Raw genomic sequence first — 24,372 nt, 5'->3', positions numbered from 1 at the left:
CGCCGTTGCCCTTCGGGGCGGCGGCGGGGGCCGCATTGTCGTGCGGGGGATCAGGCGGCGGCCACGACTTCAGCGCGCTCGGCCGCCGCCCACTCCACCACCAGCAGTTCGTAGGCCGCCCGTTCCTCATCCGTGAGCGGTCGCCCCCACGCCGACCGGGCGAGCGCACGAATGTCCTCGTTTACCGCCGCAGCAGGACGCGGCTGGCCAGAGCCAAGGGGGTTGGGGGACATGCGCCAAGCCTACGGGGCGACCGCCGACAGCAAGCCCCGGGTTTCAACGTCGTAGGCTTCCCGAGGTGATTGAGACCATCGTCCTCGACGTCGGCGAGACCATCACCCGCGACGACCGCTACTGGGCATCGTGGGCCGACTGGCTCGACATCCCCCGGCACACGCTCTCCGCCCTCGTCGGCGCCGTGGTCGCGCAAGGCCGCGACAACGCGGACGCCCTGCGCCTCGCCCGCCCAGGCATCAACGTCGCAGCCGAGTACCGAGCCCGTGACGCCGCCGGCCACGGTGAGGCTCTCGACGAAAGCGACCTCTACGACGACGTCCGCCCCGCTCTCTCCGGCCTCCGCCAGCTGGGCATCCGAGTCATCATCGCCGGGAACCAGACGCCCCAGGCGGGCGAATTGCTGCGCGGCCTGAACCTGCCGGCCGACCTCATCGTCACCTCTGGAGAGTGGGGCGTGGCCAAGCCGCACCCCGACTTCTTCCGCCGGGTGGTGGATGTGGCACAGACCGCCCCCAGCGAGACCGTGTACGTCGGCGACCACCCGGCCAATGACGTATTCCCAGCGAAGGCCGTCGGTCTGCGGGCGGCCCACATCCGACGGGGCCCATGGGGCCACCTGTGGGCTGACGACCCGGAGGTGATGGCCGCCGCGGACTGGCGGATCGACGGCCTCACCCAGCTCACCTCGATCATCGCGGACTGATCGTCAACGACACGGCCCCACCTGCGAGACGCGGGCGGGGCCGTTCGCGTACCCGTGCAGTTACGACGCCGGTACGGTCCGGAGTGGACGCATCGAACTGGGAGCCAGTATGCCCGCCACCAGCACGCGCGATGTAGGCAAGAGCATCGCCACCATCCGGCACGCCCGCCGGCTCACGCAGGCCGACCTCGCCCGCGCTGCCTTCCTCTCCCTCTCCACGATCAAAGCCATCGAGCGTGGCGCCCGGACCCCGAGCGTCGGCGCCCTCGACTCCATAGCCGCAGCACTTGCCGTGGACCCCAGCCACATCGTCAACGGCAACACACGCACCGACAGCCGCGTCCACGCAGCCATCCCCTCCATCAGCGCCGCGATCGCTGCCTACGACATCCCCACAGACCCACCCGCCCTATCGCTCGACGAGCTCCATTCCGCCGTCCACGAGGCCGTTAACTGGCGCCTCGGCGCCCAGTACGCACGCATCGCCAAACACATCCCCACGCTGCTCGACCAGACATTGCGCACTCTGCACCACAGTGCAGGCGCGCAACGCCTCCAGGCCGCCCAGCTCCTAGCCTCCACCGCCCGCACCGCGGATGCCGCTGCCTACAAGTACGGCCACCATGACCTCTCCGCCCGGCTGGTCGAGTTGATGCGGTGGGCCGCCCGCCAGGCCGAAGACCCGCTCACTGCAGCGACCGCGGCCTACGTGCGCACGGAGACGTTCTTCGCCGCTCGCGCCCACACAGCGGGACTACGCGCCCTCCAGCACGCGATCGACGCGAGCCCGAGCCCCCGCGGCCGGGAGACCATCGCGTCCCTCGGTGCCTTGCATATGCGGGCGGCGGTCATCGCCGGGCGGGCCGGAGACGGCGACGCGTCAGACCTCCACCTGGGCGAGGCCCGCCGGCTCGGCGACCGAATTCCCGAAGGGGAGTATCACGGGACGGCATTCGGCCCGGACTCGGTCCGCGCCCACGAAGTCTCGGTAGCGGTGAGCCTGGGCAGCGACCACGTCTCCCGCGCGCTGGACGTAGCCCGGGAGTGGACACCGCCAGCCGACCTACCTGCGGAACGGCAGTCCGGATTCTGGATCGAACTGGCACGTGCTCAGCTCTGGGCAGGGCTGGCCGACGACTCGTTCGAGTCGCTGAAGGTCGCCCGGCTGATCGCTCCGCAGCACACGCGTGAACACCCCTGGGCCCGCGATACCGCCGCCACGCTGCGCCGCCTCAAGCGGGCGGACGCCGAGACCCTCACCTCATTTGCCGAGTGGGTCGGCGCCGTCTGACCCACCCAGCCGAGGGACACAGGGGGACACAGCTTGTGTCCCTTGTCGCCCTTGCTGCGTCCCATGATCTGTCTGTCCGTGCAAACAGGCAGATGGGAACGGGGCATGAGCGACACAAGCACCTCCTCACCGGTCCGCGTCGATGGGCCGGTGAGCATTGCACGACTGCATGGCCGGGCGTGCTGGGGCTGCGGCGCCGTCGCCAAGGACCTGACGCCCGCTGGAACGGTCAGGCTCGGCGAAGACGGCCGTGAGTGGGCGATCGTCACCTGCGGATGCCAGACGACGGCGGTGGCGTGAGCGTGACCAGCGATCACAGCCAACAGGCCCCACCTGCGGCCGGGACGCTGCAAGTCCTGCCACTCCCCAGAACATCGACGCTGTCGGACGCGCAGCGCCGCGGCGTGACCTGCGTGTGGTGCGGCAGCACCCTCACCTCCAAGACCGCCCGCGACCTGGGGGTGCGCCCCGCTCCGGGCGGCGGTCAGATGTTCCCCCGTGGCTGCTCCTCCTGCGTCTCCTGCGAGGCAGAGCGCGTCTCCGAGGTGCACTCCCGCAGCTGCAAGCGATGCGCCGCCGATCGCACCGCTTGCGGCACCGGGCGCGCCCTGCAGCGCCTTGCTCGGGAGGGACGCTGATGACCGCGCGCACGCCAGATCGGACGGCGCCCATGGAGGGTGTCGCCCTACTCGTCATCCCGCGCCTGGGCACCCTCTCCGAACGCCAGGTGCGAGGCATCACCTGCGTCTGGGACGCCGCGCTCCTCACTCCCTGCAACGCCGTCAGCCTCGGTCCACGCAGGGCGAGCCGGGCAGGCGAGCGCGTCACCTGGTACCCGCGAGGCTGCCGCTCCTGCGTGGCCGTCGCGGCGCTCATGCGGCTCACCATCCACGTCCGCGCCTGCCCCAACTGCCAGCGTGAAGACGGCGATCCGTGCGACACTGGACGCGTCCTGAATCAGCTCTTCAGGGAGTACCCGCGATGACCTCGGCACAGAAGGCGCTCTTCGCGCTCGGCGACCACTGCTACGACTGCCCCACCTGCAAGCCGATCTGGCAGGGCGACACGGCCCTTCATCAGCCGTGCTCGATTGCCGAACTGCTGTATCAGCAATGGCGAAAGGTCTTCAAGGAGGGGCGCACGGCATGATCTGCGGAGACTGCGACAAGGCGATCCTGCCCGGCGAGCCGTACAGGACGTACAACATCCCGTCCCCGTCTGGGCCTGGCACGACCGTGTATTTCCACACGCGGTCCTGCAAGAAGGTGCCGGTCCAGACGACGCAAGGTCCGATACGTCGTCACTGAGCCCCCGCTACCGGCCCGGCGCCGATCGTGCCGGTAGCGGGACGAGGACGGCCGCTAAGCCCCCCGAGGCGGCCACGGCCCGCCGCCGCGCGTCCCCCTGGGTGCGGGGCGGGTGTGCTCGTCTGCACGGATGACGGCGAGGAAAGCGTGCGCGAGCATGGCGAGGGTGACCCAGCGGGACCAGGAGGTATAGCGGCGGACCTGGTGCTCGTCGAGTGCGGCCAGGCCCTTGCCCGACTGGAAGAACTCCTCCACCCGCCATCTTGATCCGGCGACTCTGACCAGCACGGTCAGCGGCACGGACGCGGGCGAGTAGCAGCGGTAGTAGGCGAGTTCGCCGGTGCTGCGGTTACGGCGCATCAGTAGCTGACGACTCCCGGGGCGGGGGTCGGGGAGGTCGATCACTGCCCAGTTGTAGACGCGGTGCCCCTTGGCCCCGGCCCCTGCGGAGAGCTTCTGCCAGGCCCGCTTGGGCACCTTCTTGGCCAAGATGTCCGCACGGAACTTCCCCGCACCGGTGGTGACTTCGTGCGAGCAGGCCACCGCGAGGACGTAGCCGGTGCCGCGTTCCTCCAGTGCGGTTCGCAGCTTCGGGTTGCCGCCGTAGACCTCGTCGCCGGCAACCCATGCGGCCTGGTGACCGGCGTCCAGGAACCGGGCGACCATACGAGTGGCCAGCTCCGGCTTGGTGGCGAAGGTGGTGTCCTCGGCAAGGCCCGCGGCGCGGCAGCGGTCGGGGTCGGAGGTCCAGGAGCGCGCAACGTAGAGTTCCCGGTCCACTGCGGCGTGGCCGCGCTGACCTGCGTAGACCAGGTAGACGGCGACTTGGGAGTTCTCGATCCGGCCGGCGGTGCCGGTGTATTGGCGCTGGACGCCGACCGTGCCAGTGCCCTTCTTCACATCGCCGGTTTCGTCGACGACCAGCACCGCCCGGTCGTCATGCAGGTGCTCCACCACGTAGCCGCACACGTCGTCGCGGACCTGATCGGCATCCCACTTGGCCCTGCCCAACAAGTGCTGCATGCCATCCGGAGTGGTCTCGCCAGCCCACTCGGCGATGGTCCAGCAGTTCTTGCGCGGCAGATCGGCCAATAGACCGAGCACCAACCGCGCCGCCCTGCGCCGGGGTTCGACCCGGGCGAAGCGCCCCGCGATCCGGCCCATCAGGCCCTCGAACGCGTCCCGCCAACGGGTGGGTTCTATCCTGTGACCTGCGGCCACCGTCTCTTCGTCAGTCCACACAACTCACGATGATCAACGGTGGCCGCAACCGTCTCCACAACGCGTCAGGGTCGCGCAGTTCCGCCTGCCGTCCTGAGTCAGGAGGACATGTGCAATGTGGCGAAGTCTGGTGGGTGGAGTTCGACGAGCGGCGGCTGGTCGTACTGCTGGCGGCAGACAACGCGTCCAGGATCCGGGCGATGCAGGTCGTCACTCCTGCGGGCGTCGACATCAGCGGTCTGGGCGTCGAAGTGCAAGTAGGTGCCATGGAAGGACTGCCCTTTGAAGGCGTGCTGCGGTTCGCGTTCCCGCGCGCGGGCTTTACCCCCTGCACGTGGCTGACCACCGTGTCCCAGGACGACCTGATCGAGCGGGCGGGCGTCCTGTCCTCCGCGAAGCTCAGCGAGATTGAGGACGCCCTCCGTCTCGGCGAACAGGCGAAGGAACGGACCCCGGCGACAACCGCGAAGCTCAGCGAGATAAGGGACGCCCTCCGTCTCGGTGAACTCGGGTAGGCGGAGAGGCGCCACTCACCATCGAGATCACGATCTACGGCTGGAGTATTAGGAGATCAACTCTCGTAGTGAGGGTGTATCCAGGCCGTAGTGAGTGTGTAGCCAGAGTGGGCATGCGGGGCACGAGAAAGACCCCGGACCTCCCTGACCTGGAAGTTCCGGGGCCTTAGCCCTGATCACAGCTGTGCCCCCGGCAGGATTCGAACCTGCGACACCCGCTTTAGGAGTTCGATTCACGCGGCCGCACAGCATGAGCATTAGCGGGATGTGAGGTTGGCGAAGACTGCACGTGGCTGCTGCTGTCCGCCGTCGTTGATGTCAGGCGTGGATGTCAGATGGGGATTGTTCAGGCCGTTTGAGATCCGCCCTGAGCGAGCATCCGAGAGTCAACCGCAGCGCCGTGCTGCAGGCATTGACATGGAAGTGATAGTTCAGAGCGGCTCCTCAAGTACTGACCGCGCCGCTGCGCCAAAATCATCCTTCGCTTGTTCGATTCGTCGCAGGCCTTCATCGCACTGCGCGTCGTAGTTGGGCGCGACGCCGAGACGAACGGCGTCCAGGAGCATGCGGAGGCCGATCACTGCGGACTGGACCCTCCGGGCGGCTAGAGAGACCGACTCAGGGCCAGCAAGGTCAACGCGGCTGGCCGACGCGTACAACTCATGCACTCCACGTTCCACAAGCTCCCTGGCTCGGGCGAGAACTGCGGCATCCTGGCTGGGCACCTGGTTCAGGTCCATCACAAGTATGTTTGCGGCCTGGTCGATGGTCTCCACGGCCTGGAAGAAGGCCAAGTACGCCTCTCGGCGCTCCGTTCTGAGCGAGCTACTCTGAGCGATTCGCCCCTGATCACTGGCTTGCCTTCGCGCCGCCAAATACGTCAGAGCGGCCGTTCCTACCGTTCCGAGCACACCGACACTGGCCCCCAGAATCGCCGATATACCTTGATCCATGTGCTCATCGTGCCTTGATCGTGGGCTCATTGCGCTCGGTCAGGAAGCCTTGGAGTACCGCCTTAGGAGATAGGCGGGGCGTGAGGGCGCTGACCTGGAGCTTCGATACCTGGTCAGGATGCCGAGAACTCGACTGCGAGACACCCCCGTTGACCGTGACTGACCCCCGCATCTGGCACGGCAGCGACACGAACCTAAGCCGAAGACAGTTAGCTACAACGGCGGGTGCCCCGGCCGATTAGGGGTGCGTATGTCATGGCTCCGTACAACCCGGCCTACTCGGTTGAGGACTGCGCGCTGATGATCTCGGAGCTGGTGACCAACCCCATCTGCTACAGGTAAGCGGACGAACCATGGGTCGTGCGGGTGGAGTGGTTCCGAGAGGAGACCTCGCTCCGCATCGAAGTCCACAATCCGGGCTTCCAGCGAACGTGCGGATACGGCGCCCGGACGCCAACGACGCGCATGGGCGCGGACTACTGCTGGTTGACTCGATCGCCGAGTCGTGGCACTCCGGACCTAGTCGTTGCGGCGGAACGGTGGCTTCCAATGTAGCCGCGGACGCTTGGTCGGCCCAGGTGTGTTGCCGATCCCGAGATCTGTCTTGAATAGATCGATCAAGGCGAGGCGACGATCATTCATGGCGGGCTCCTCAGTCTTGGCCACGCACGCGCGGCTGGCGATGCGGGCGTGTAGACGTAGGACGTCGTCCGTCAGAACGCGAGCCGCGCAAGAGACCTTGCTTCCTGAGAGGATCTCGATCTCAGCTGTAGCTGCCAGGAGCCTGGCGTCCTCGGAGCGATCTCTCTTGTGTGACTTGGCTTGAGCGTAGCTCGCACTGATTGACCTGAGATACTCGGTATAGACGCCGCGTTTTACATCCCTGAGCGAGTCTTCGCGTTGCCAGTTGCGACTGCGCGATGCGTGTACCAGCTGGTAGGCGCTGGTGATCGCGACCCCCAACAGGGTTCCGATGACACCGACGATAACGGAGCCCATGCCTCCTCCTGGCGTGCCCGGCAGACGGCTTCCTTGCGGCAGTGTCCGATGGCTGCCCTCTGACGGCCAGGAAGCGCGCTGATCCTGTTGCGCCTTCCGTGCCAAACGCTAGGCGGCTTGAACAGTTCGAGACGGAGCCAGTGGCGTATGAAGTCGAGGCACCAAAGTACGTGCGTCTCGCCCAGACGATTCAACAGGCACGCGACAACTGATCACTGAGCACAGCAGGGAGGGCCCGGGTCTCTGACCTGGGCCTTAGCCTTGGAGCGGGTGACGAGACTCGAACTCGCCCTGTCAGCTTGGGAAGCTCAGGTGTTCTGTGGCCGGTTGGTCTCCTGACCTGCCGCGGAGCGAGGGCGGCGCCTGCTGGGCTGTCGAGCGTGTCCCCGGTGTTCCCCGTGGCTCCCTGCACGATCTGGCATGGGTCTGGCACGGACCTGTCTAGCTTGAGCGACTGGCGGGTCAACCGACTGGAGTGTGTTGTCCTCCAGCCCGCCATACCTGACGTACCACACGAGCGACACCCACAACAAAAGTCTGAAGAAGCTCCTGTCCGACCATCCGCGTGCCTGGTGGTACGCGCACCGCACCTGACAGGCTGCTGATCCCCCTCACAGGAACCACCTAGGAGTGCGCTGTGGAGCGTCGACATCTTCTGGCCGTGCCGGCCGCTCTGGCCGCTCTGGCCTTCGCAGTCGGCTGCTCGTCCGCTGACGACGAGGCCAAGTCCTCAAGTCCCTCGCCCCCCTCGGCCTCGGCAACCTCCGACGGGGCCCACGAGGCTGTCGTGGCATACGTGAACGCCCTCAACTCGCGCAGCACCGCCGGTCTGATCGAAGTCGGGGGCGTGAAGGACGAGAAGGGGTCCAGGCACGAGGCCGAGCAGATCCTCGCGGACAGGGGTGGACGGGGATGGAAAATCAAGGACGTGCAAGTCGAGCACGACATGGGTCCGGACACCGGCTCGGCCCGCCTCATGGCCGAGGACAAGGCAGGCAAACACCTGCGGGACACCTTCACCGTGACGCGGGAGAAGGGCACCTGGCACGTTGTGGTCTTCACACAGCAACCCGCCGAGTCCGGCAAGGAATCCGCCGTGACTGACAAGCCGAGTTCCTGACCGGTCTGTTGGGACGGCCTGCACCTGGCACTCGGATTGCGGGCCGTCCCAGCCGTTCGGCTTCGCCGGTGACGACACCGAAGCGAATCCAGATGTCCTTCGACGGTCAGGGGCACGGCCTCATGGTGGACGGTCAGGATGTGACCGGAAGCGTCGTTGCAGCGCGTAGTGGCCGTTGCTGTCGAAGTGCACGCTGAGCCTTCAGGGGCTGGTGTGGGGCTTGAAGTCGTATGCGCAGGCTGGGAGTTCGGTGCCATTGCGGCGGGCGAGCGGCACGAAGAGCACTGGCCGGATCGCCCATGTGACGCGGATGCGGTCCTGAGTGATCGACATCAGTGACCGACCCCGTTGATGTCAGAAGTAGATGTCAAAGGCCCCGGACCATGATCGGTCCGGGGCCTTTTGGCTGGTGCCCCCGGCGGGATTCGAACCTGCGACACTCGCTTTAGGAGTTTTACCCGGGCGAGGCTGTGACCTGCGGAAACAATGGCGACAGGGCTCCTCGTCCGAGAAACACCCCTCCGTGGTTCTCACGTGTTCGCGGAGTTTCCCGGCCTCATGTGTGCTGAATCCGTTCCGCGGGAGCGCCTGTCCACCGACGCGCGGCGAACGAGGTCGCCGCGCCGTCTGGTGTGTTGTCGCTGCCCTCTCCCTTGCCGTTCGGGTTTGGCGGTCAGTACCTGGTCACGATGACCTCCGCCGGGGAGGGCAAGTTCATCATGCCGCTCCCGGTTTCACTGCTGCAGTCGGAGCCACGGCGCGGCCGGTTTGCGGGGAGATCATGCCGGCGCACAGGCCCCGGGCGGCCAACCCCTGGGCGATGCGCGGGATCGCCGCGAGGGAGTTGGCGGACCAGTCGTGCATGAGGATGACCTGGCCATGGGTGAGCCGGCCGGCCGCCGCCACGATCGCTTCGGTACTCGCGCCGTTCCAGTCCTGCGAGTCGACGTTCCAGATGATCTCGGTGAGGCCGTACTTGGCTGCGATGGCCCTCACTGTCGAATTGGTCTCGCCGTACGGTGGCCGGAACAGCTTCGGCGTGCCGCCGCCCGCGGCCGCGACGGCCTGCTGGGTCCGGGAGATTTCCGAGTCGATCGTCGCCTGGCTCTGCTGGGTCAGATGTGGGTGGGTGTAGCTGTGGTTGCCGACCCACATGCCGGCATTGACCTGCGCTTTGACCCTGGCCGGGTAGGCGGCGGCGTGCTGGCCCTGGTTGAACATGGTGGCCCGCAGCCCGTTCTGCGTGAGCGCGTTGAGCAGGGCCGGGGTGCTGTTGGACGGTCCGTCGTCGAAGGTGAGCCCGACGTACCCGTTGCAGGTGGCGGCCTGCGCCGGGGCGGCGGCGTCGACGGTGAGGGCGCCTGCTGCGAGTGTGACGACGGCGAGTAACGAGAGACTCGGTGTGGCCTTCATGACGAGCGGTCCTCCGGCCTGGGGGTTTGGGGGGATCGAGGGGATTGGGTGGGGGAGGGGGACCCCCACCGGGGGGACGGCACGTTCATCGGCGCAGTCGCCGCGCGACCGTACCCCGCAGCCGCCGCCCCCTCTCCGAACTGGTCTATCTCACCGTGATGTTGGAGCTCCCGCTGCTCTGGTATCCCTCGGTGGCGAGGATCATGTAGTACTTGAAGCTCCCGAGGGGCATTCCGGCGCGGGCCCAGGCGTCGAAGTGGTTGCCGGTGGTGATGGTGCCACCGGTGCGCTTCGACTGCCGGACGCTCCAGTACTGGTTGAACGTGCGGGTGCCTTCGACGGACGGGGCGTTGTAGCGAGTGGTCTGGTAGATGTCGTACGTGCCGCCGTCGCTGGTGACAGTGCCCTTGTACGTCCCGGTGGGCCGGTAGGTGCCCCAGTTGTCGACGACGTAGTACTCGACGAGCGGGTTCGACGTCCACCCGTAGAGCGTCAGGTAGCCGTTGCCGGACGGGTTGAAGCTGCCGGAGTAGGTCACGGTCCGGCGTGAGCCGTTGCTCCAGCCCTTGCCGGCGACGAAGTTCCCGGTGTTTCTCCACGAAGTGCTGTAGTTCCCGCCGGAGTTCAGGGTCATGGAGACCGTGCCCTGGCTGTCCGTCCAGAACGAGTAGTAGTACCCGTTGTCGGTTCCGGTCTGGTTCGTGCTGATGACCGTGGCCGCCTCGGCGGTGCCGGGCAGGGCCAACGTGGCCCCGGTGGCCAGCAGCAGGGTGCAGACGCTGCGGCGCGTCGGGTTTGCGGGTCCGTCGTTCATGAGCGTGCTTCCTCCTCGTCCTCGTAAGGCCGACGGGGGGCTGGCAACTTGTGCCGACGGGTGGTTCGTGCCAGCCCGCGTCGACAGCGGTCGAGCTCTGCCAACGGCGAACAGTTTTGGTATGGCCCTGCCAACTGTCAATAGTTTCGGCATTTATTTCGAAACATTCGCATGGCTCAATTACTCCTGCGGGTGGCATTTCCCCTGCTCATGGCCCCATTCGGTGAAGTGAAACAGAACTGATCGTCAAAGCCCGCAATAGCCAGATCAATTTGCAGGGTCGTCCCTTCGAATGTTTCGAAGGAATTCCGATCACGTGCGTCAGGTGCGCGTGGCCTTCATTCCGCCGAGACCATGGGTGTCAGCCAGTGACGGCCAAGGGCCGAGGCGGCCCGGACGGGTTGTGACACGAACACGAGGTCATGCCGGCGACCTGTGCCGCTGTGCCGGCGAGCCCGTGGAGTTGCGCTCGGTATGCGAACAAGTGACGCCCGCTTCAGGCGTGGGATCGAATCCTTGCCGGGTGGTACCTGGCTGTGCCGTGTGGAGCTGTTCTTCCTGATCAGCGCCACGCGGTACACGGGGAGGAACCAGCATGTGACGGCTCGTCCCGCACCGTCCGCTCACGCACCGCGCACGCGCGTGGGGCGTTCTCACCTGCGGCGGAGTGGGCGTCTCCGGGCGGGCCGTGGGGAGGGGGACCGGACGACAGGGGCCTGGCAGGGGCTGTCGGACCGGACGTCTGCGGAGCGCAATGGGCCCGGCGAGCTCGGTGAAGATCGGCTCCAATTCGGGGCGGGAACCTTCCGCTACGGCTGCGCTATACACCGATGACGGGCGTGAGTCGCGTCGTCGTGGTCACGCCTCCTTCAACGCCGTCTGGGCCGTCCGGGGATGAGGCGTCGGTGAGTGGGTGACAAGGTCCGATTCACCGGCCGCCGCCGACGCTCACCCTTGAGGGGGAGGAACCGGGAAAAGCAGGCAGCTACTGGTGGCGTGGGCGAGGAGACGGTCTTTCGTGTCGACCAACTGCGCCTGTGCGAGGGCGGTTTGGCGGCCCTTGTTGACAACCGTGCCGACGGCGCGCACGGTGCCCGTCTCCACTGTGATCCGCCGGAGGAACTTCACCGTCAGGTCGAGTGAGGTGTACGCCATGCCTTGCGGGAGGGTGGTCTGGACGGCGCATCCCGCCGCCGAGTCGAGGAGGGTGGCGAAGATGCCGCCGTGCACGCTGCCGATCGGGTTGTAGTGCTCCTCGCCCGGCGTCAGGGAGAAGACCGCCCTGCCGGGCTCCACCTCGTCCAGGCTGAAGTCGATGGCGTGGTTGATGGGCGGCCTCGGCAGTTGCCCCGCCTGCAACTCGCGCAGGAAGTCGATGCCGGCCATGCGTCCGGCGGCCTCCGCCAGGATCGCGGGATCTTCCCATTGATACGTACGTGTCCGTCCCACGACCGAGCGCCTTCCCGTCTGACTTTTGCAAGTGAAGCTAGCTTCCGTCTCACCTGACTGTCAATGACGAAGCCAGGCCCCTACGATGGCTGGATGGAGTGGCTTGAGGCGAGCACGGAGAACTGCCCCGTCCAGCGCACGCTCGACGTGGTCGGAGAGAAATGGACGTTGCTGATCTTGCGGGACGCCGTCAACGGAGTCCGCCGCTTCGACGACTTCCACCGTCACATCGGCTTGTCCGAGGCCGTCCTCAGCGACCGCCTCCGGAAGCTGATCGCGGCCGGCATCCTCAAGACCGTCCCCTACCAGGAGCCGGGCAGCCGCTCCCGCAACGAGTACCGCCTGACCCGCAAGGGCTGGGACCTGTGGCCCGTCCTGATGGCGCTGAGGCAGTGGGGTGAGGCGTACGCCCTCGGCCCCGAGGGGCCTGTACTGGACGTTCGCCACACCGACTGCGACGCTCCGGTCCGCGTCGTCGTCGAGTGCTCCGAGGGGCACTCCACCCTCACCCCTGGGCAAGTCACCGCCCGGCTGGGACCCGGTGCCCGGCTTGAGTCGTGAGCCATCGGCGTAGACCGCAGCCGGGGCTCGACGTCACCCTTGAACCTACCCTCCGATTCCGCGAGCCCTGCTCAAGGGCATGCCGGCGAGTACTCCCGCTCGTACAGCGTCCCTGGCGCCATTCGGCCTGGTGTCCGACTTGTCCGATGGAGCTGCTGCAGTCGCCGGGTAGCCGCTCGCCGAGTCAGGAGGTCCACCGCTCTTCGGTGGCCGTGGGTGCTTACGCCTGTCATCGCCGGGGCGCCCGCGACATGACACGCGCAAAGTGCCCATCCCTTGGTCGGCGGGCCGTGCCCCATGGAGCCCGGTGGGCGGGGTGACCCATCGCCAGCCGCTCCGGGAGCCGGCCCCGTTCACGGGGTGTGGTCGGCGCGGCGGAGGACCGGGCGCAGGGCCTCGATGACGCCGGGGTCGTCCACCGTGGAGGGGATGGGCTCGTCGTGGCCGTCGGCGATGCCGCGCATCGTCTTGCGCAGGATCTTCCCCGAGCGGGTCTTGGGCAGGGCGGCCACGACCGCGACGTCCTTGAGGGAGGCCACCGCGCCGATGCGTTCGCGTACGAGCCGGACGAGCTCGGCCTCGACCTCGCTCGGTTCGCGGTCGGTCCCCGCTTTCAGGACGACGAAGCCGCGCGGTACTTGTCCCTTCAGAGGGTCGGCGACGCCGATGACGGCGCACTCGGCGACGTCGGGATGGGCGGCCAGGGCCTCTTCCATGCTGCCGGTGGACAGTCGGTGGCCGGCGACGTTGATGACATCGTCGGTGCGGCCCATGACGAAGACGTAGCCGTCGTCGTCGATGTGGCCGCTGTCGCCGGTGAGGTAGTAGCCGTCGTAGGCGGAGAGGTAGGAGGCGACGTAGCGGTCGTCGTCGTTCCAGAGAGTGGGGAGTGCGCCGGGCGGCAGGGGCAGCTTCACGACGATCGCACCGTCGACGCCCGCGGGCACCGGATCGCCCGAAGGGTCGAGGACGCGGACCTCCCAGCCGGGCAGCGGGCGGGTGGGGGACCCGGGCTTAACGGGAGCGGCCTCGATGCCCACGGGGTTGGCGACGATGGGCCAGCCGGTCTCGGTCTGCCACCAGTGGTCGATCACCGGGATGCCCAGAAGATCACTCGCCCAGTGATAGGTCTCGGGGTCGAGGCGCTCGCCGGCGAGGAAGAGGTGGCGCAGGCCGGTCAGGTCGTAGTTGGAGGTGAGCGTTCCGAGCGGGTCCTCCTTGCGGATGGCCCGGAACGCGGTGGGCGCGGTGAACATGGTCTTGACCCGGTGCTCGGCGGCAACGCGCCAGAACTGGCCCGCGTCCGGTGTGCCCACCGGCTTGCCCTCGTACAGGACCGTCGTGGCGCCGACCAGCAGGGGTGCGTAGACGATGTACGAGTGCCCGACGACCCAGCCGACGTCCGAGCCGGTGAACATCGTCTCGCCCGGGCCCACGTCGTAGACGGCGCCCATCGACCAGTGGAGGGCGACCGCGTAGCCGCCGCAGTCACGCACGACTCCCTTGGGTTTTCCGGTCGTTCCGGACGTGTAGAGGATGTAGAGGGGGTCCGTGGCAGGGACGGGAACGCAGTCGGCCGGCGGCGCGGTGGCAACCAGGTCGCCCCAGTCGAGATCGTCGGGCCCCAACTCGGCGGGCTCCTGTGGGCGTTGCAGGATCACGCTCTTCTGCGGCTTGTGGGTCGCGAGTTCGATGGCCTGGTCGAGCAAGGGCTTGTACGCGATGACACGCTTGCCCTCGATGCCGCAGGAGGCGGAGACGACCACCTTGGGGGCCGCGTCATCGATACGGAGGGCGAGTTCGCGCGGGGCGAACCCGCCGAAGACGACCGAGTGGATCGCGCCGATACGCGCGCAGGCCAGCATCGCGATCACGGCCTCCGGGACCATCGGCATGTAGATGACCACACGGTCGCCGTGCCCCACGCCGAGCTGCGCGAGTGCTCCGGCGAAGGCCGCCACCTCGTCCCTCAGCTGTGTGTAGGTGTAGGTGCGCCGGGTGTCGGTCACGGGTGAGTCGTAGATGAGCGCCGGCTGTTGGCCGTGTCCGGCGTCGACGTGCCGGTCCAGCGCGTTGAAGCAGATGTTGAGCCGCCCGTCGGGAAACCAGCGGTAGAAGGGTGCGCCCGAGGAGTCCAGGGCGCGATGCGGGGTGACATCCCAGTCGATGGCCTCCGCCGCCTTCAGCCAGAAGCTTTCCGGGTCTTCGGTACTGGCGCGGAAGACATCCTCGTACGTTCCCATCGCGCACTCCTTCGTAGCATCGAGGGACAGACGTGTGGTGGCGGGCAGGACGGTGCCGGACACAAGTACCGCATGCCGGCCGACATGGTCGAGCAGCATGCCGGTGGCCCGGTCACCGGCATCGCTCGGCCTCGATCCTGTCTCGGCCTTCGATGCGGCCTTGATCACCGGTGGACTGCCTCTGATCTGTGCGGAATGGACGCACGGCGCCGGGATGTGGGAGTTCCTGCGGGCGGCGCTCAGCGATCCCGTGTCGGCCTTGCTGGTGTCGGCGGAGCGCTCGCTCGGCGCAGAGTTTCCCCAGCAGGTCCAGGCCCGCACCGTCCTCTCGGCGATCGGCAGCGGTGAGCGGACGTTCTCCAGTATCGCCCGAGCCGCCGGTGGGATTGGGGCGACCCCGCTCCAGCGGTCGTTGGCACCGCGCCGCGCTCACGCCTGATCCCGTGCCCGTGATCGCCATCTCGTGCAGCGGGACCGACTGCGCGGGGCTCGACGCTGCGTACGGCCCGGCGGAACTCCTCGCGGCGTGGTCCTCCTGAGCACGCCGGGACACGAGTGGGTGCCAGGTGTCTATGGCCTGTCGTCCCGCCGAGCCTCCGGCCCACCGCTACGGTGACGTCCTCCCGCTCACGCAAACCGGCCCCGGACGAGGAGTCCGAGGCCGAGTAGGAGCCCTCCCTGGGTGAGAAACCCCAGATCAGAGCGGTAACGCGTTGTGCCCCCGGCAGGATTCGAACCTGCGACACCCGCTTTAGGAGATTTTTCTGGTCAGGGCTGTGATCTGCGGAAACGTCGGTTGCAGGGTGTCTCGTCTGGGAAAACACCCCTCTGTGGTTCTCACGTGTTCACGCGGTTTCCCGGCCTCATGTGTGCTGAATCCGTTCTGCCCGCCACCGTCTGACGGGGCACCGGCCGCTGGTCAACCGCTGATATGGGGCACCGGCCTCTTGCCTCAAGGCAGCGGTCAGGGGAGCCGTCAGGGTTCCCCGGCATGTGCCTCGTCGGCAAGAAGGCCCAGCAGGATGATGTCGAGCGCCCCGGCGAGGCGCTCGTGCAGGTCGAAGGGGGCCGGTTCCTCGCGGATCCAGCGCAGGATCGTCGAGAAGTAGCAGGCGGCCAGCAGTTGGCCGGCCTGGTCGCAGTCGACGCCCGCCCTGATCTCCCCGCGTTGCCGCCCCTGCTCGACGATCCTGGCGAGTTCGATTTCCAGGGACGGGTCCTGCAGGAGGTGCCCGTACCGCGCTGAGGCGTCCATCAGGACGGTGGTCTCCGCGCGGGAGGCGACGTTGAGGTCGCCCATCTCCTTCAGGTAGCGGCGCAGCCGGTTGCCGACCGGCAGGTCCTCGGCGTGCTCCGCGCCGAGGATCTCGGCGACGCGGGCGCGGCGGCGGACTCCCCATTCCTCGAGGAAGCCGACCTTCTGCGCGAAGTGGTTGAAGACGGTGGCCCGGGCGACATCGGCGGCCTCGGCGATCTGCTCCATGGTGGTCGCCTCGTATCCCTGGGCGACGAAGAGACCGACCGCCGTCTCGTACAGCTGGTCGTGCAGCTTCCGGCGCCTGCGCTCCTGGCGCCCGACGGCCGCGCCGCCCTCGGAGGCGGATGCCGCGTCCCGGATCTTCATGGCCCCCAGTACAACACAGGGCCGCACGGCTCTTGACCCCTCCCCGGCATCTATCTAGATTCCTCTCCATTGTTGGACTCCAGTCCAGCAATGGAGGAAAGTCTCGCGATGTAGATCGCGGGACGCTGACAAGGAGGCAACGTGGCTTCCGTGACAACCCCGACGGGCTGTGTCGAGCTCGGACACGGCTGTTACGCCTGGATCGCGGGCGATGCCGGATGGGGCATGAGCAACGCCGGGCTGATCACCGGCCGGGGCGCGTCGCTGCTCGTCGACACCCTCTACGACCTGCGGCTGACCAAGACCATGCTCGACGCGCTGACGCCCCTGACCGCCCCGGCGCCGATCTCCACCGTGGTCAACACCCACGGCAACGGCGACCACTGGTTCGGCAACCAGCTCGTGTCCCACGCCGAGATCATCGCGGCCCGTGGGTCCGTGGCGGACATGCGGCAGGTGGGCCCTGCCGAGATGCGGGCGTTGACCGGCATGGACAGCCCGGCCGGACACTTCGCCCGCCGGATCTTCGGCCGCTTCGACCACACCGGCATCGAACCCGTTCTCCCGAACCGGGTCTTCGACGGCGAGACCGTCCTCGACATCGGCGGGACGGAGGTCCGCCTCATCGACGTGGGGCCCGCGCACAGCGCCGGCGACACGATCGTCCATGTGCCGCAGGCCCGCACCGTCTACACCGGCGACATCGTCTTCGCCGGAGCGGCGCCGGTCGTCTGGCACGGTCCCTTCGCCCGCTGGCTCGCCGCCTGCGACCTGCTGCTGGGCCTCGACGCCGACATCGTCGTACCCGGCCACGGCCCCGTCACCACCAAGCAGGCCATCCGCGAGATCCGCGAGTACCTGGAATACGTCCACGAGCAGGCCACCGCCCGCTTCACCGCCGGCATGCCCGCCATGGACGCGGCACGCGACATCCGCCTGGGCCGCTTCGCCGACCTGGACGAGAGCGAACGCCTCGCCGTCAACGTGCACACCGTGTACCGGGAGCTCGACCCCTCACTGCCCCCGCTCGACGGCCCCGGGCTCTTCGGCTGCATGGCCGAGCTCTGCCCCAGCCTCTGAAGTCTCTGACGCCGCTCCCCGCACCAACGGCTCTCCCCACCGTCCCCTCGGGCCGCACGACCCGCCAACCCCCTCCCCAAGGAGGAGACATGGTCTCCACCCCTGCCTACGACCCACCCGCCACCTCGTCCGAGACCGCACCGGCCGCCACCGCCCGGCACACCGGCACGATCATCGCCGGCTGTCTGGCCGTCTGCCTCGCCCAGATCGGCCTGGTGCTGCCCGCCGCGATCAACGGCGAGATGCAGCGCACACTCCAGACGTCCGGCGCGGAACTCACCTGGATCAGTGACGCCTTCCTGGTACCCGCCGCTGTCCTCGCCCTGACCTTCGGCGTCGTCGGCGACCGCTACGGCCGTAAGAAACTCGTCGTCGGCGCGGCGCTGCTGGCCGCCGTCGGCTACCTGGTGTCCGCCACCTCCGACACCCCGGCCCAGCTGATCACCGGCCAGGCGATCTCCGGCATCGGGGCCGCCGCGCTCTTCCCCGCCTCCCTGACGATGATCACCGCGATCACGACCAGCCCGGCCGCACGCGCCAGGGGCCTGGCCTCCTGGACCACAGCGCTGTCGCTCGGCGCCTTCATCGCCCCACTCATGTCCGGCGGCATCGTCGAACACGCGCCCTTCCAGTGGGCGTTCGGCGTGACCGGCGTGCTCGCCGTGATCACCGCCGTGGCGGCCTGGCTCCTGGCCGCCGAGTCCAGCGCCCCGGAGGGCCGCTCGCTGGACTGGCCGGGGCAGATCACCATCGCCGTGGCCATGCTCGCCCTGCTCTACGGCATCATCCAGGGTCCCTCGGACGGCTGGGGCTCGGCCCCCATCGTCGCGTCCTTCGTCACCTTCGCCGTCTTCATCGCCGCGTTCATCGTGGTGGAGAACCGCAGCACGGCCCCGATGCTGCGACTGAGCCTCTTCCGTATCCCGGCGTTCGCCGCGTCGGCCGCGATGGCCGTGATCGGCATGCTGGGCTTCCTCGGCGGCGCGTACGACCTGAGCATCCGCCTCGGTGTCATCCAGCACCAGGGCCCCTTCGAGGCCGCGATACCGGTCATGATCATCCAGGCGTGCACGCCGTTCATCTGGCCCCTGCTGGTCCGTCTGCTACACCGCATCGGACCTGGCCCCATGCTCGTCACCGGCTTCCTGGCGATGGCCGCGGGCCAGCTGTGGCTGCGGGCGCTGCCGATCCACGAGACCGCTCTGCTGCCCATGCTGGGTCCGCTGATCCTGAACGGCGTCGGCTTCGGCCTGGTCGTCGCCGCGATCACCGCCGCCGCCGTCAACGTCGTACCGCAGAACCTGACCGGCATGGCAGCGGCCACCACCAGCCTGGTCCGCGACCTCGGCCAGACCCTCGGCCCGGCCGTCGTCGGCGCCGTCGCCCTCGGCATGGCCGCCGGCCAGCTGACCGGGAGCCTCGCGGATGCCGGACTGACCCCCAAGGAGCACGGCACCGCCTCCGCCGTGCTGCACGAGGGCGGCCCGCTGGCCCTGCACACCGTCGACCTCGGGCCACTCAGCGCCAAGCTCGCTCCCTACACCACGGACGCCTTGGCCCACGGCTACAACAACGGACTGATCCTCACCGCCGCCGCCTGCGTGACCGCCGCCGTGATCGCCGCCGTCTTCGTCGGCTTCCGACGCGGCGGCACCGCGCCGGCCGAGGCGGAGGGGAGCGCGTCGTGAAGTTCGCAAGCTTCGTCCACGACGGGAAACGGCAGTCTGGAGTCGTCGCCGACGACCAGCTCCACCCCTTCGAACGCCCCGTCGACCTGCTGGACCTGATCGTGGAGGGCGAGGAGGCCCTGCGCGGGGCGGGAGAACGCGCCCTGACCGCCTCCCTGCCCGTGCCCCTGACCGACGCGCGCCTGCTGCCTCCGCTACAGCCGCCCACCGTTCGCGACTACATGACCTTCGAGAGCCATGTCGAGGGAGTCGCACGGGGATACGGCGACACCGTCCCCGAGGAGTGGTACGCCGCACCGGCGTTCTACTTCACCAACCCGTACGCGATGATCGGCGCCCACGACGACGTGCCGGTACCGCCGGCCTGCGAGCGCTTCGACTTCGAACTCGAAGTCGCCGCCGTCATCGGCAAGGCGGGCCGGGATCTGACGCCCGAGCAGGCACGCGACCACATCCTCGGCTACACGATCCTCAACGACTGGTCCGCCCGCGACCTCCAGGGCCGTGAAATGAGGGTCAAACTCGGCCCGGCCAAGGGCAAGGACACCTCCACCACCCTCGGCCCCTGGCTCGTAACCGCCGACGAATTGGAACCCCACCGCAACGCCGACGGCTTCCTCGACCTCGCCCTCACCGTCGCCGTCAACGGCGAGACGGTCGGGCGGGACCGACTGGCGAACATGGCCTGGACGTTCGAGGAGATGGCGGCGTACGCCTCCCGCGGCACCTGGATCCGCCCCGGCGACGTCCTGGGCTCCGGAACCTGCGGCAACGGCGGCTGCCTGGCCGAACTCTGGGGCCGGGGCGGCGTCCTCGAACCCCCGCCCCTCGTGCCTGGTGACACCGTCACCATGACGGTCGAGGGCATCGGCACCATCACCAACACCGTCGTCGAGGGCGTCGCTCCCGTGCCGCTGTCCTCGGCCCGCCGCAGGAGCTGACCACCGTGCGATGAGCGCCGTCCGCCAGCCGCCTGAGAGGCGACTGCCGTCAAACACCGCCGTCAAAACGGCCCGGACCATGATCGGTCCGGGCCGTTTGTGCTGGTGCCCCCGGCAGGATTCGAACCTGCGACACCCGCTTTAGGAGAGCGGTGCTCTATCCCCTGAGCTACGAAGGCAGAAGGTGCCCTGACAGCGTAGCGGATCCATCCCTCGGCGCTCGCCCCGGTTGTCGGTGATCGGCGACGCGCGTCGTCGATCTTCTTCGATCTGTTCCGGGGCGCGCTTGACCTCAAGTTAACTTGAGATTTTACGTTGCTTGCGCGGGCCCACCCGGGGCCGCATCGCGGACTCTCCCGACCACCCGGAATCGAGGCACTTCCATGTCCCAGTCCCCGCGCACCCTCACTCCCCACCCCCCACTCAAGATCGGCGTCCTCATCGGCAGCGTCCGCCCCGGCCGTTTCGCTGACAAGGTCTCCCAGTGGTTCGTCTCCGAGGTCGGTCGGCGTGACGACATGGAGACGCACGTCATCGATCTGTCCGAACCGGCTCTCGCCGACGAACTCAAGCTCACCCTGGAGCGGTCCGCCGCCCCGGACGACGCCCCGACGCTGGCGCAGCGCATCGGCGGGCTCGATGGGTTCGTCGTCGTCACGCCCGAGTACAACCATGGGTACCCCGCCGCGCTGAAGCTGGCCATCGACTACGTCTACCGGGAGTGGCGGGCCAAGCCGGTGGGGTTCGTCTCGTACGGCGGTATGGCCGGAGGGCAGCGGGCGGTGGAGCAGCTGCGGCAGGTCTTCGCCGAATTGCACGCCGTGACCCTGCGCGACACCGTCAGCTTCCACATGGCCTGGGAGAAGTTCGACGACGAGGGCCGCCCGCACGACCAGGACGGCACCGCCAAGGCCGCCGCCGTGCTGCTGGACCAGCTCGCTTGGTGGGGGCTGACTCTGCGCGAGGGTCGTGCCGTCAGGCCGTACGACGGCTGAACCCCTCAACGGGCTCAGGACACCGCGACCCGAGCGAACCGCCCCGCCACCCGCAGATCCCCCTCCACCCGCCCGGCCGTCTCCAGCAGCTCCGGCAGCACCTCCCGTACGCACTCCTCCACCGACCGCCGTGCCGCATGCATCGCCACGTTCACCGCGGCGACCACCCGGCCCGTCCGGTCGCGTACCGGCACCGCCACCGATCGCAGGCCCACCTCCAACTCCTCGTCGACCAGGGCGTATCCGCGTGTCCGGACCTCCTCCAGCACCGTCGCGAGAGCCGAGGGGTCCGTGATCGTGTGAGGGGTCAGCGGGAGCAGCTCGCCCAGCGAGGCGGCCAACTGTCCTGCCCCCGCCGGGGCATCCGCCAGCAGCACCCTGCCCAGCGACGTCGCATACGCCGGCAGCCGCGTGCCGATCGTGATGTTGACGCTCATCACGCGGCTGGTGGCGGCCCGGGCCGTGTACTGGATCTCCTCGCCCGACGGCGTCAGCACCGCCAGTGACGCCGACTCGTGGACCCGGTCGGCGAGTTCGGCCAGGTGCGGGGTCGCGATCTCGGACAGGGACGTGCGGGACAGGGGCGGGTAGCCCAGCGACAGCACGCGCGGGGTCAGGGCGAAGGTCCGCTCGCCCGACTGGCGTACCAGGCCCAGATGCTCGTACGTGATCAGCGCCCTGCGTGCCGTTGCCCGCGCCAGCCCTGTCGCTCGGGCCACGTCCGTCAGCGTCAGCTCGGCCCTGCCCTCGCCGAAGGCGGTCAGTACGGTCAGCCCGCGCGCCAGCGACTCGACGAACTCCCTGCCCAGCTCCTGCTTGGAGGCGCCCGTCCAGATCGCAAGGCCCGCCGTCGCCGCCCCGGGCTGCGGCTGCGGCTGCGGTGCCTCGCGCAGCTCGCGCTCCATCTTCGCCACCGCCGCCCGCAGGCGGGGCAGGAGCGTGTCGCGCAGGTCCGGGGCGGTGTGGCGGCTCGTGTGGCTGACCACGTTCGCCACGCAGGCGATACGGCCGCCCGCGCGGGGATCCCGTACCGGTACGGACACGGCCACTAGCCCCGGCTCGATCAACTGGTCGTCCAGCGCCCAGCCGTCCTTGCGTGCGTGCTGCGCCCGGCGCTCGAAGTCCTCGTCGGGCGAGGCGTGTTCCCGGGGCGGTACGGCGGGAAAGTCCCGGTCCTGCGGGTCCGCCGCCCGGCGCTCGCGCCAGGCCTGCCACTCCGCGTGTGTCCACTCCGTCGCGAACAGCGGGCCCGGCGCGGTGCGTTCGGCCGGGAGCAGGTCGCCGATGCGGAAGCTGAGGGACATCGCTCGGCGGCGGGTCGCCTGGTGGATGAAGCGGATGCCGTCGCGGTCGCCGACCGCCAGCGACACCGACTCGTCCAACTCGTCGGCGAGCGCGTCCGCGTGGGAGGAGAGGAGGGCGGGCAGGCCCAGGGCCGCCAGGTAGGCGTTCCCCAGTTCCATCACGCGGGGCGCCAGGACGACGTCGCGGCCGTCGAGACGGACGTACCCCATGCGCGCGAGCGTCGACGCGATGCGGTCCACCGTGGAACGGGCCAGCCCCGTCGCCCGCTCCAGCCCGCTCGCGCTCAACGTCCCGCCGGCCTCCGTCAGCCGCCGCAGCACCGCGACGCCACGGATCAACGGCGTCACCGCCTCCGCCGGTACTGCACGGGCGGCGTCCATGGTCGTCTTCGCGGGCATCGGCTCTCCGGTACGGCGGTCGCAGCAGGCTCTCACCGTAATGCGACCCACGCGCGCGTACGGCGACGTGGACGCACGCGCGCGTACGGCGACGTGGACGCACGCGCGCGTACGGATCGCCGGGCACGCCGCACGTACGGATCGTCGGGTACGCCACCCCCACCCCGCCTCGCCACCCCCTACCCCCTAGCCACCCCTATCCCCACAACCACCCCCACCCCTACTCCCGAGACACCCGCACCCGATACTCACCCCCCACATCCGCCCCCACCACCGCAATCCGCACCCCCCGCTTCGTATCCCGGAATTCCTCCCCCGGCACGAACGTCGCGTCCGACAGCTCGGCGTGGACGTTCGGGCTGCGGGTGCAGCCGCCGCTGTCCTCGTGGGAGTCGTGGACCTTCACCGGGCCCATCCCGGTGTCCACGTCCGCGTCGACCTTGTAGATCAGGACGCCGGGGCGGCACACGGTCTCGTCGTTGCCCTCGCGGGTGCGCAGTTCGACGGCGTAGCCGCTGCGGCGGTCCAGCGGCACGAACACCAGCTTGGGGCCGCCCTCGCCGGCCAGCGGGGTCAGGGCGTACTCGGACGGGTCGGGGCCGGTCGCGCACCGGACCTGCGACGCGTCCAGCCAGCCCAGCTTCCACTTGTGCCAGCCGAGCAGGTCGTTGTTGGCCCCCCAGTCCTCGCTCATGATGTCCCAGTGGCCGACCGCGCCCCCGCCCTCGGCGGTGTACAGGTCGGGCAGGCCGAAGACGTGGCCGTTCTCGTGGGGGAGGACCCGGTAGCCGGTGCGGTGGTAGGTGCCGGAGCCGTCGTCCTGGCGGGAGTAGACGAAGGAGGCGTTGGCCACCGAGACGCCGTCGGCCACCGGGGCCTCCATGTTGCCGGCGAAGGACACCGACAGGACCGTGTCCAGGGCCGACGGGCCGGCGTTCGGCGTCACCAGCACGTTCAGGAAGTCGTACGACCGGAAGTCCACCTTGGGATCGGCCGCGGCCACGATGTCCTGGACCAGCTGCCGGTACCCGGGGTCGAAGGGCGCGCCGCGCTCTATGCCGTACGCCCGGAAGGACTTCGGCATGCGCAGCCAGCCGGAGATCGGGGTCCGGGCCTGGTAGTCGAGGCGGCCGTAGGAGCTGGTGCGGAACCACTCCTGGGTCTTCGGGAAGAACTCCGCGAAACGGTCGAGCGCGTTGCCGGGTCCGGGCGCGTCGGGGAAGTCGACCATCAGGGTGAGGGCGCGGACGGTGCCGGTGGAGCGGGCGTAGCCGCGCGCTGTCGGTACGCCCTCCGACATCTGGACCGTCGGACGGCCGCTGATCATGCAGGGACCGAGAGGAGAGGAGCGGGCCAGCGAGATCGGGCCCGCTCCGGTTGCCGTCGGGGTGCCCGCCGTGAGGTGCCCGGTGCCTGCCGAGGTGCCGACCGCCAGGGTCAGAGCGGTCACGGAGGCGAGGGCGGCCACACGGCGGGGGCGTATCCGACGGCTCGGCTGCATGCATGGGCCCTTCA

At 68.8% G+C, this 24,372-nt stretch carries 24 protein-coding genes, 1 tRNA gene and 2 pseudogenes; 14 read left to right on the top strand and 13 right to left on the bottom strand.

Annotated features, from left to right (window positions below):
- Window positions 1-50: 50 nt before the first annotated feature.
- Complete coding sequence (locus EHO50_RS19875; protein ID WP_128431541.1) at window positions 51-233, bottom strand: hypothetical protein; 183 nt, start codon at window positions 231-233, stop codon at window positions 51-53.
- A gap of 65 nt (window positions 234-298) precedes the next feature.
- On the opposite strand from EHO50_RS19875, the gene EHO50_RS19870 reads away from it, so the two are divergent.
- The 5 genes from EHO50_RS19870 to EHO50_RS44055 all read left to right on the top strand — a co-directional run bounded on the left by EHO50_RS19870 (window position 299) and on the right by EHO50_RS44055 (window position 3,380).
- Window positions 299-940 carry an HAD family hydrolase gene (locus tag EHO50_RS19870; RefSeq protein WP_128431538.1) on the top strand — a complete coding sequence of 214 codons (642 nt, stop codon included), beginning with the start codon at window positions 299-301 and terminating at the stop codon, window positions 938-940.
- Between the two features lie 109 nt (window positions 941-1,049).
- On the top strand, window positions 1,050-2,231 hold the full coding sequence (locus EHO50_RS19865) for a helix-turn-helix domain-containing protein (RefSeq protein ID WP_128431535.1): 1,182 nt from the start codon (window positions 1,050-1,052) through the stop codon (window positions 2,229-2,231).
- A 105-nt stretch (window positions 2,232-2,336) separates the two neighbouring features.
- Window positions 2,337-2,531 carry a hypothetical protein gene (locus EHO50_RS19860; protein ID WP_128431532.1) on the top strand — a complete coding sequence of 65 codons (195 nt, stop codon included), beginning with the start codon at window positions 2,337-2,339 and terminating at the stop codon, window positions 2,529-2,531.
- 337 nt (window positions 2,532-2,868) lie between these two features.
- Window positions 2,869-3,216 carry a hypothetical protein gene (locus tag EHO50_RS19850; RefSeq protein WP_128431528.1) on the top strand — a complete coding sequence of 116 codons (348 nt, stop codon included), beginning with the start codon at window positions 2,869-2,871 and terminating at the stop codon, window positions 3,214-3,216.
- Window positions 3,213-3,380 (top strand): hypothetical protein, encoded by a 168-nt coding sequence (locus tag EHO50_RS44055; RefSeq protein WP_164904889.1) that lies wholly within the window; start codon window positions 3,213-3,215, stop codon window positions 3,378-3,380. Before EHO50_RS19850 ends, EHO50_RS44055 begins: the two co-directional genes overlap by 4 nt.
- Window positions 3,381-3,592: 212 nt before the next feature.
- On the opposite strand, the gene EHO50_RS19845 is transcribed toward EHO50_RS44055, so the two are convergent.
- Entirely contained in the window at window positions 3,593-4,702 is a 1,110-nt protein-coding gene (locus tag EHO50_RS19845) for an IS701 family transposase (RefSeq protein ID WP_246101312.1), read from the bottom strand.
- A gap of 167 nt (window positions 4,703-4,869) precedes the next feature.
- On the opposite strand from EHO50_RS19845, the gene EHO50_RS19840 reads away from it, so the two are divergent.
- Complete coding sequence (locus EHO50_RS19840) at window positions 4,870-5,274, top strand: type II toxin-antitoxin system PemK/MazF family toxin (protein WP_128431527.1); 405 nt, start codon at window positions 4,870-4,872, stop codon at window positions 5,272-5,274.
- A 431-nt stretch (window positions 5,275-5,705) separates the two neighbouring features.
- Here the strand turns inward: EHO50_RS19840 and EHO50_RS19835 are convergent, their stop codons facing one another.
- Complete coding sequence (locus EHO50_RS19835) at window positions 5,706-6,068, bottom strand: hypothetical protein (RefSeq protein ID WP_164904888.1); 363 nt, start codon at window positions 6,066-6,068, stop codon at window positions 5,706-5,708.
- A gap of 414 nt (window positions 6,069-6,482) precedes the next feature.
- Between EHO50_RS19835 and EHO50_RS45120 the strand changes: the two are divergent.
- Window positions 6,483-6,835: pseudogene (locus EHO50_RS45120) on the top strand (ATP-binding protein).
- Here EHO50_RS45120 and EHO50_RS19825 read toward each other — a convergent pair.
- On the bottom strand, window positions 6,747-7,226 hold the full coding sequence (locus EHO50_RS19825) for a hypothetical protein (RefSeq protein WP_128431525.1): 480 nt from the start codon (window positions 7,224-7,226) through the stop codon (window positions 6,747-6,749). The pseudogene EHO50_RS45120 and the gene EHO50_RS19825 sit on opposite strands and share 89 nt — an antisense overlap.
- A gap of 787 nt (window positions 7,227-8,013) precedes the next feature.
- Here EHO50_RS19825 and EHO50_RS19820 point away from each other — a divergent pair.
- Window positions 8,014-8,346, top strand: a complete 333-nt coding sequence (locus EHO50_RS19820; RefSeq protein ID WP_128431524.1) for a hypothetical protein — start codon at window positions 8,014-8,016, stop codon at window positions 8,344-8,346.
- Window positions 8,347-8,547: 201 nt separating this feature from the next.
- Here the strand turns inward: EHO50_RS19820 and EHO50_RS45645 are convergent, their stop codons facing one another.
- From EHO50_RS45645 to EHO50_RS19805, 4 genes are all read right to left on the bottom strand, one after another.
- Window positions 8,548-8,679 (bottom strand): hypothetical protein, encoded by a 132-nt coding sequence (locus tag EHO50_RS45645; protein ID WP_342786955.1) that lies wholly within the window; start codon window positions 8,677-8,679, stop codon window positions 8,548-8,550.
- A 384-nt stretch (window positions 8,680-9,063) separates the two neighbouring features.
- Complete coding sequence (locus tag EHO50_RS19815; protein WP_128431523.1) at window positions 9,064-9,759, bottom strand: polysaccharide deacetylase family protein; 696 nt, start codon at window positions 9,757-9,759, stop codon at window positions 9,064-9,066.
- Window positions 9,760-9,904: 145 nt separating this feature from the next.
- A complete protein-coding gene (locus EHO50_RS19810; protein ID WP_128431522.1) occupies window positions 9,905-10,573 on the bottom strand; it encodes a glycoside hydrolase family 11 protein in 669 nt (222 codons plus the stop codon).
- A gap of 948 nt (window positions 10,574-11,521) precedes the next feature.
- The gene (locus EHO50_RS19805) at window positions 11,522-12,022 is read right to left on the bottom strand and encodes a PaaI family thioesterase (protein ID WP_128431521.1); all 501 of its coding nucleotides are present in this window, start codon (window positions 12,020-12,022) and stop codon (window positions 11,522-11,524) included.
- 93 nt (window positions 12,023-12,115) lie between these two features.
- Here EHO50_RS19805 and EHO50_RS19800 point away from each other — a divergent pair, with 93 nt between their 5' ends.
- On the top strand, window positions 12,116-12,583 hold the full coding sequence (locus EHO50_RS19800) for a winged helix-turn-helix transcriptional regulator (RefSeq protein WP_128431520.1): 468 nt from the start codon (window positions 12,116-12,118) through the stop codon (window positions 12,581-12,583).
- A 353-nt stretch (window positions 12,584-12,936) separates the two neighbouring features.
- On the opposite strand, the gene EHO50_RS19795 is transcribed toward EHO50_RS19800, so the two are convergent.
- Window positions 12,937-14,826 carry an AMP-binding protein gene (locus EHO50_RS19795; protein WP_128431519.1) on the bottom strand — a complete coding sequence of 630 codons (1,890 nt, stop codon included), beginning with the start codon at window positions 14,824-14,826 and terminating at the stop codon, window positions 12,937-12,939.
- Window positions 14,827-14,950: 124 nt separating this feature from the next.
- Between EHO50_RS19795 and EHO50_RS19790 the strand changes: the two are divergent.
- Window positions 14,951-15,241: pseudogene (locus EHO50_RS19790) on the top strand (ATP-binding protein); the annotation flags it as partial.
- A gap of 561 nt (window positions 15,242-15,802) precedes the next feature.
- Here the strand turns inward: EHO50_RS19790 and EHO50_RS19785 are convergent.
- On the bottom strand, window positions 15,803-16,450 hold the full coding sequence (locus EHO50_RS19785) for a TetR/AcrR family transcriptional regulator (protein WP_128431518.1): 648 nt from the start codon (window positions 16,448-16,450) through the stop codon (window positions 15,803-15,805).
- A gap of 141 nt (window positions 16,451-16,591) precedes the next feature.
- Here EHO50_RS19785 and EHO50_RS19780 point away from each other — a divergent pair, with 141 nt between their 5' ends.
- From EHO50_RS19780 to EHO50_RS19770, 3 genes are all read left to right on the top strand, one after another.
- Window positions 16,592-17,530: an MBL fold metallo-hydrolase gene (locus tag EHO50_RS19780; RefSeq protein WP_128431517.1), complete on the top strand. Its 939-nt coding sequence runs from the start codon at window positions 16,592-16,594 to the stop codon at window positions 17,528-17,530.
- Window positions 17,531-17,619: 89 nt separating this feature from the next.
- Window positions 17,620-19,218: an MFS transporter gene (locus tag EHO50_RS19775; protein WP_128431516.1), complete on the top strand. Its 1,599-nt coding sequence runs from the start codon at window positions 17,620-17,622 to the stop codon at window positions 19,216-19,218.
- Window positions 19,215-20,159, top strand: a complete 945-nt coding sequence (locus EHO50_RS19770) for a fumarylacetoacetate hydrolase family protein (RefSeq protein ID WP_128431515.1) — start codon at window positions 19,215-19,217, stop codon at window positions 20,157-20,159. Before EHO50_RS19775 ends, EHO50_RS19770 begins: the two co-directional genes overlap by 4 nt.
- Before the next feature lie 103 nt (window positions 20,160-20,262).
- Here the strand turns inward: EHO50_RS19770 and EHO50_RS19765 are convergent.
- Window positions 20,263-20,338, bottom strand: a tRNA-Arg gene (locus EHO50_RS19765).
- A gap of 204 nt (window positions 20,339-20,542) precedes the next feature.
- Here EHO50_RS19765 and EHO50_RS19760 point away from each other — a divergent pair.
- A complete protein-coding gene (locus EHO50_RS19760; protein ID WP_128431514.1) occupies window positions 20,543-21,154 on the top strand; it encodes an NADPH-dependent FMN reductase in 612 nt (203 codons plus the stop codon).
- A 14-nt stretch (window positions 21,155-21,168) separates the two neighbouring features.
- Here the strand turns inward: EHO50_RS19760 and EHO50_RS19755 are convergent, their stop codons facing one another.
- Window positions 21,169-22,857, bottom strand: a complete 1,689-nt coding sequence (locus EHO50_RS19755; RefSeq protein ID WP_128431513.1) for an IclR family transcriptional regulator domain-containing protein — start codon at window positions 22,855-22,857, stop codon at window positions 21,169-21,171.
- A 220-nt stretch (window positions 22,858-23,077) separates the two neighbouring features.
- Window positions 23,078-24,358, bottom strand: a complete 1,281-nt coding sequence (locus tag EHO50_RS19750; RefSeq protein ID WP_128431512.1) for a M6 family metalloprotease domain-containing protein — start codon at window positions 24,356-24,358, stop codon at window positions 23,078-23,080.
- Window positions 24,359-24,372: the final 14 nt, after the last annotated feature.

Source organism: Streptomyces cyaneus, assembly GCF_004028635.1.
Taxonomy (GTDB): Bacteria; Actinomycetota; Actinomycetes; order Streptomycetales; family Streptomycetaceae; genus Streptomyces; species Streptomyces cyaneus.
The sequence above is the reverse complement of the archived record's forward strand: the minus strand, read 5'-3'. Positions and strand labels throughout refer to the sequence as shown.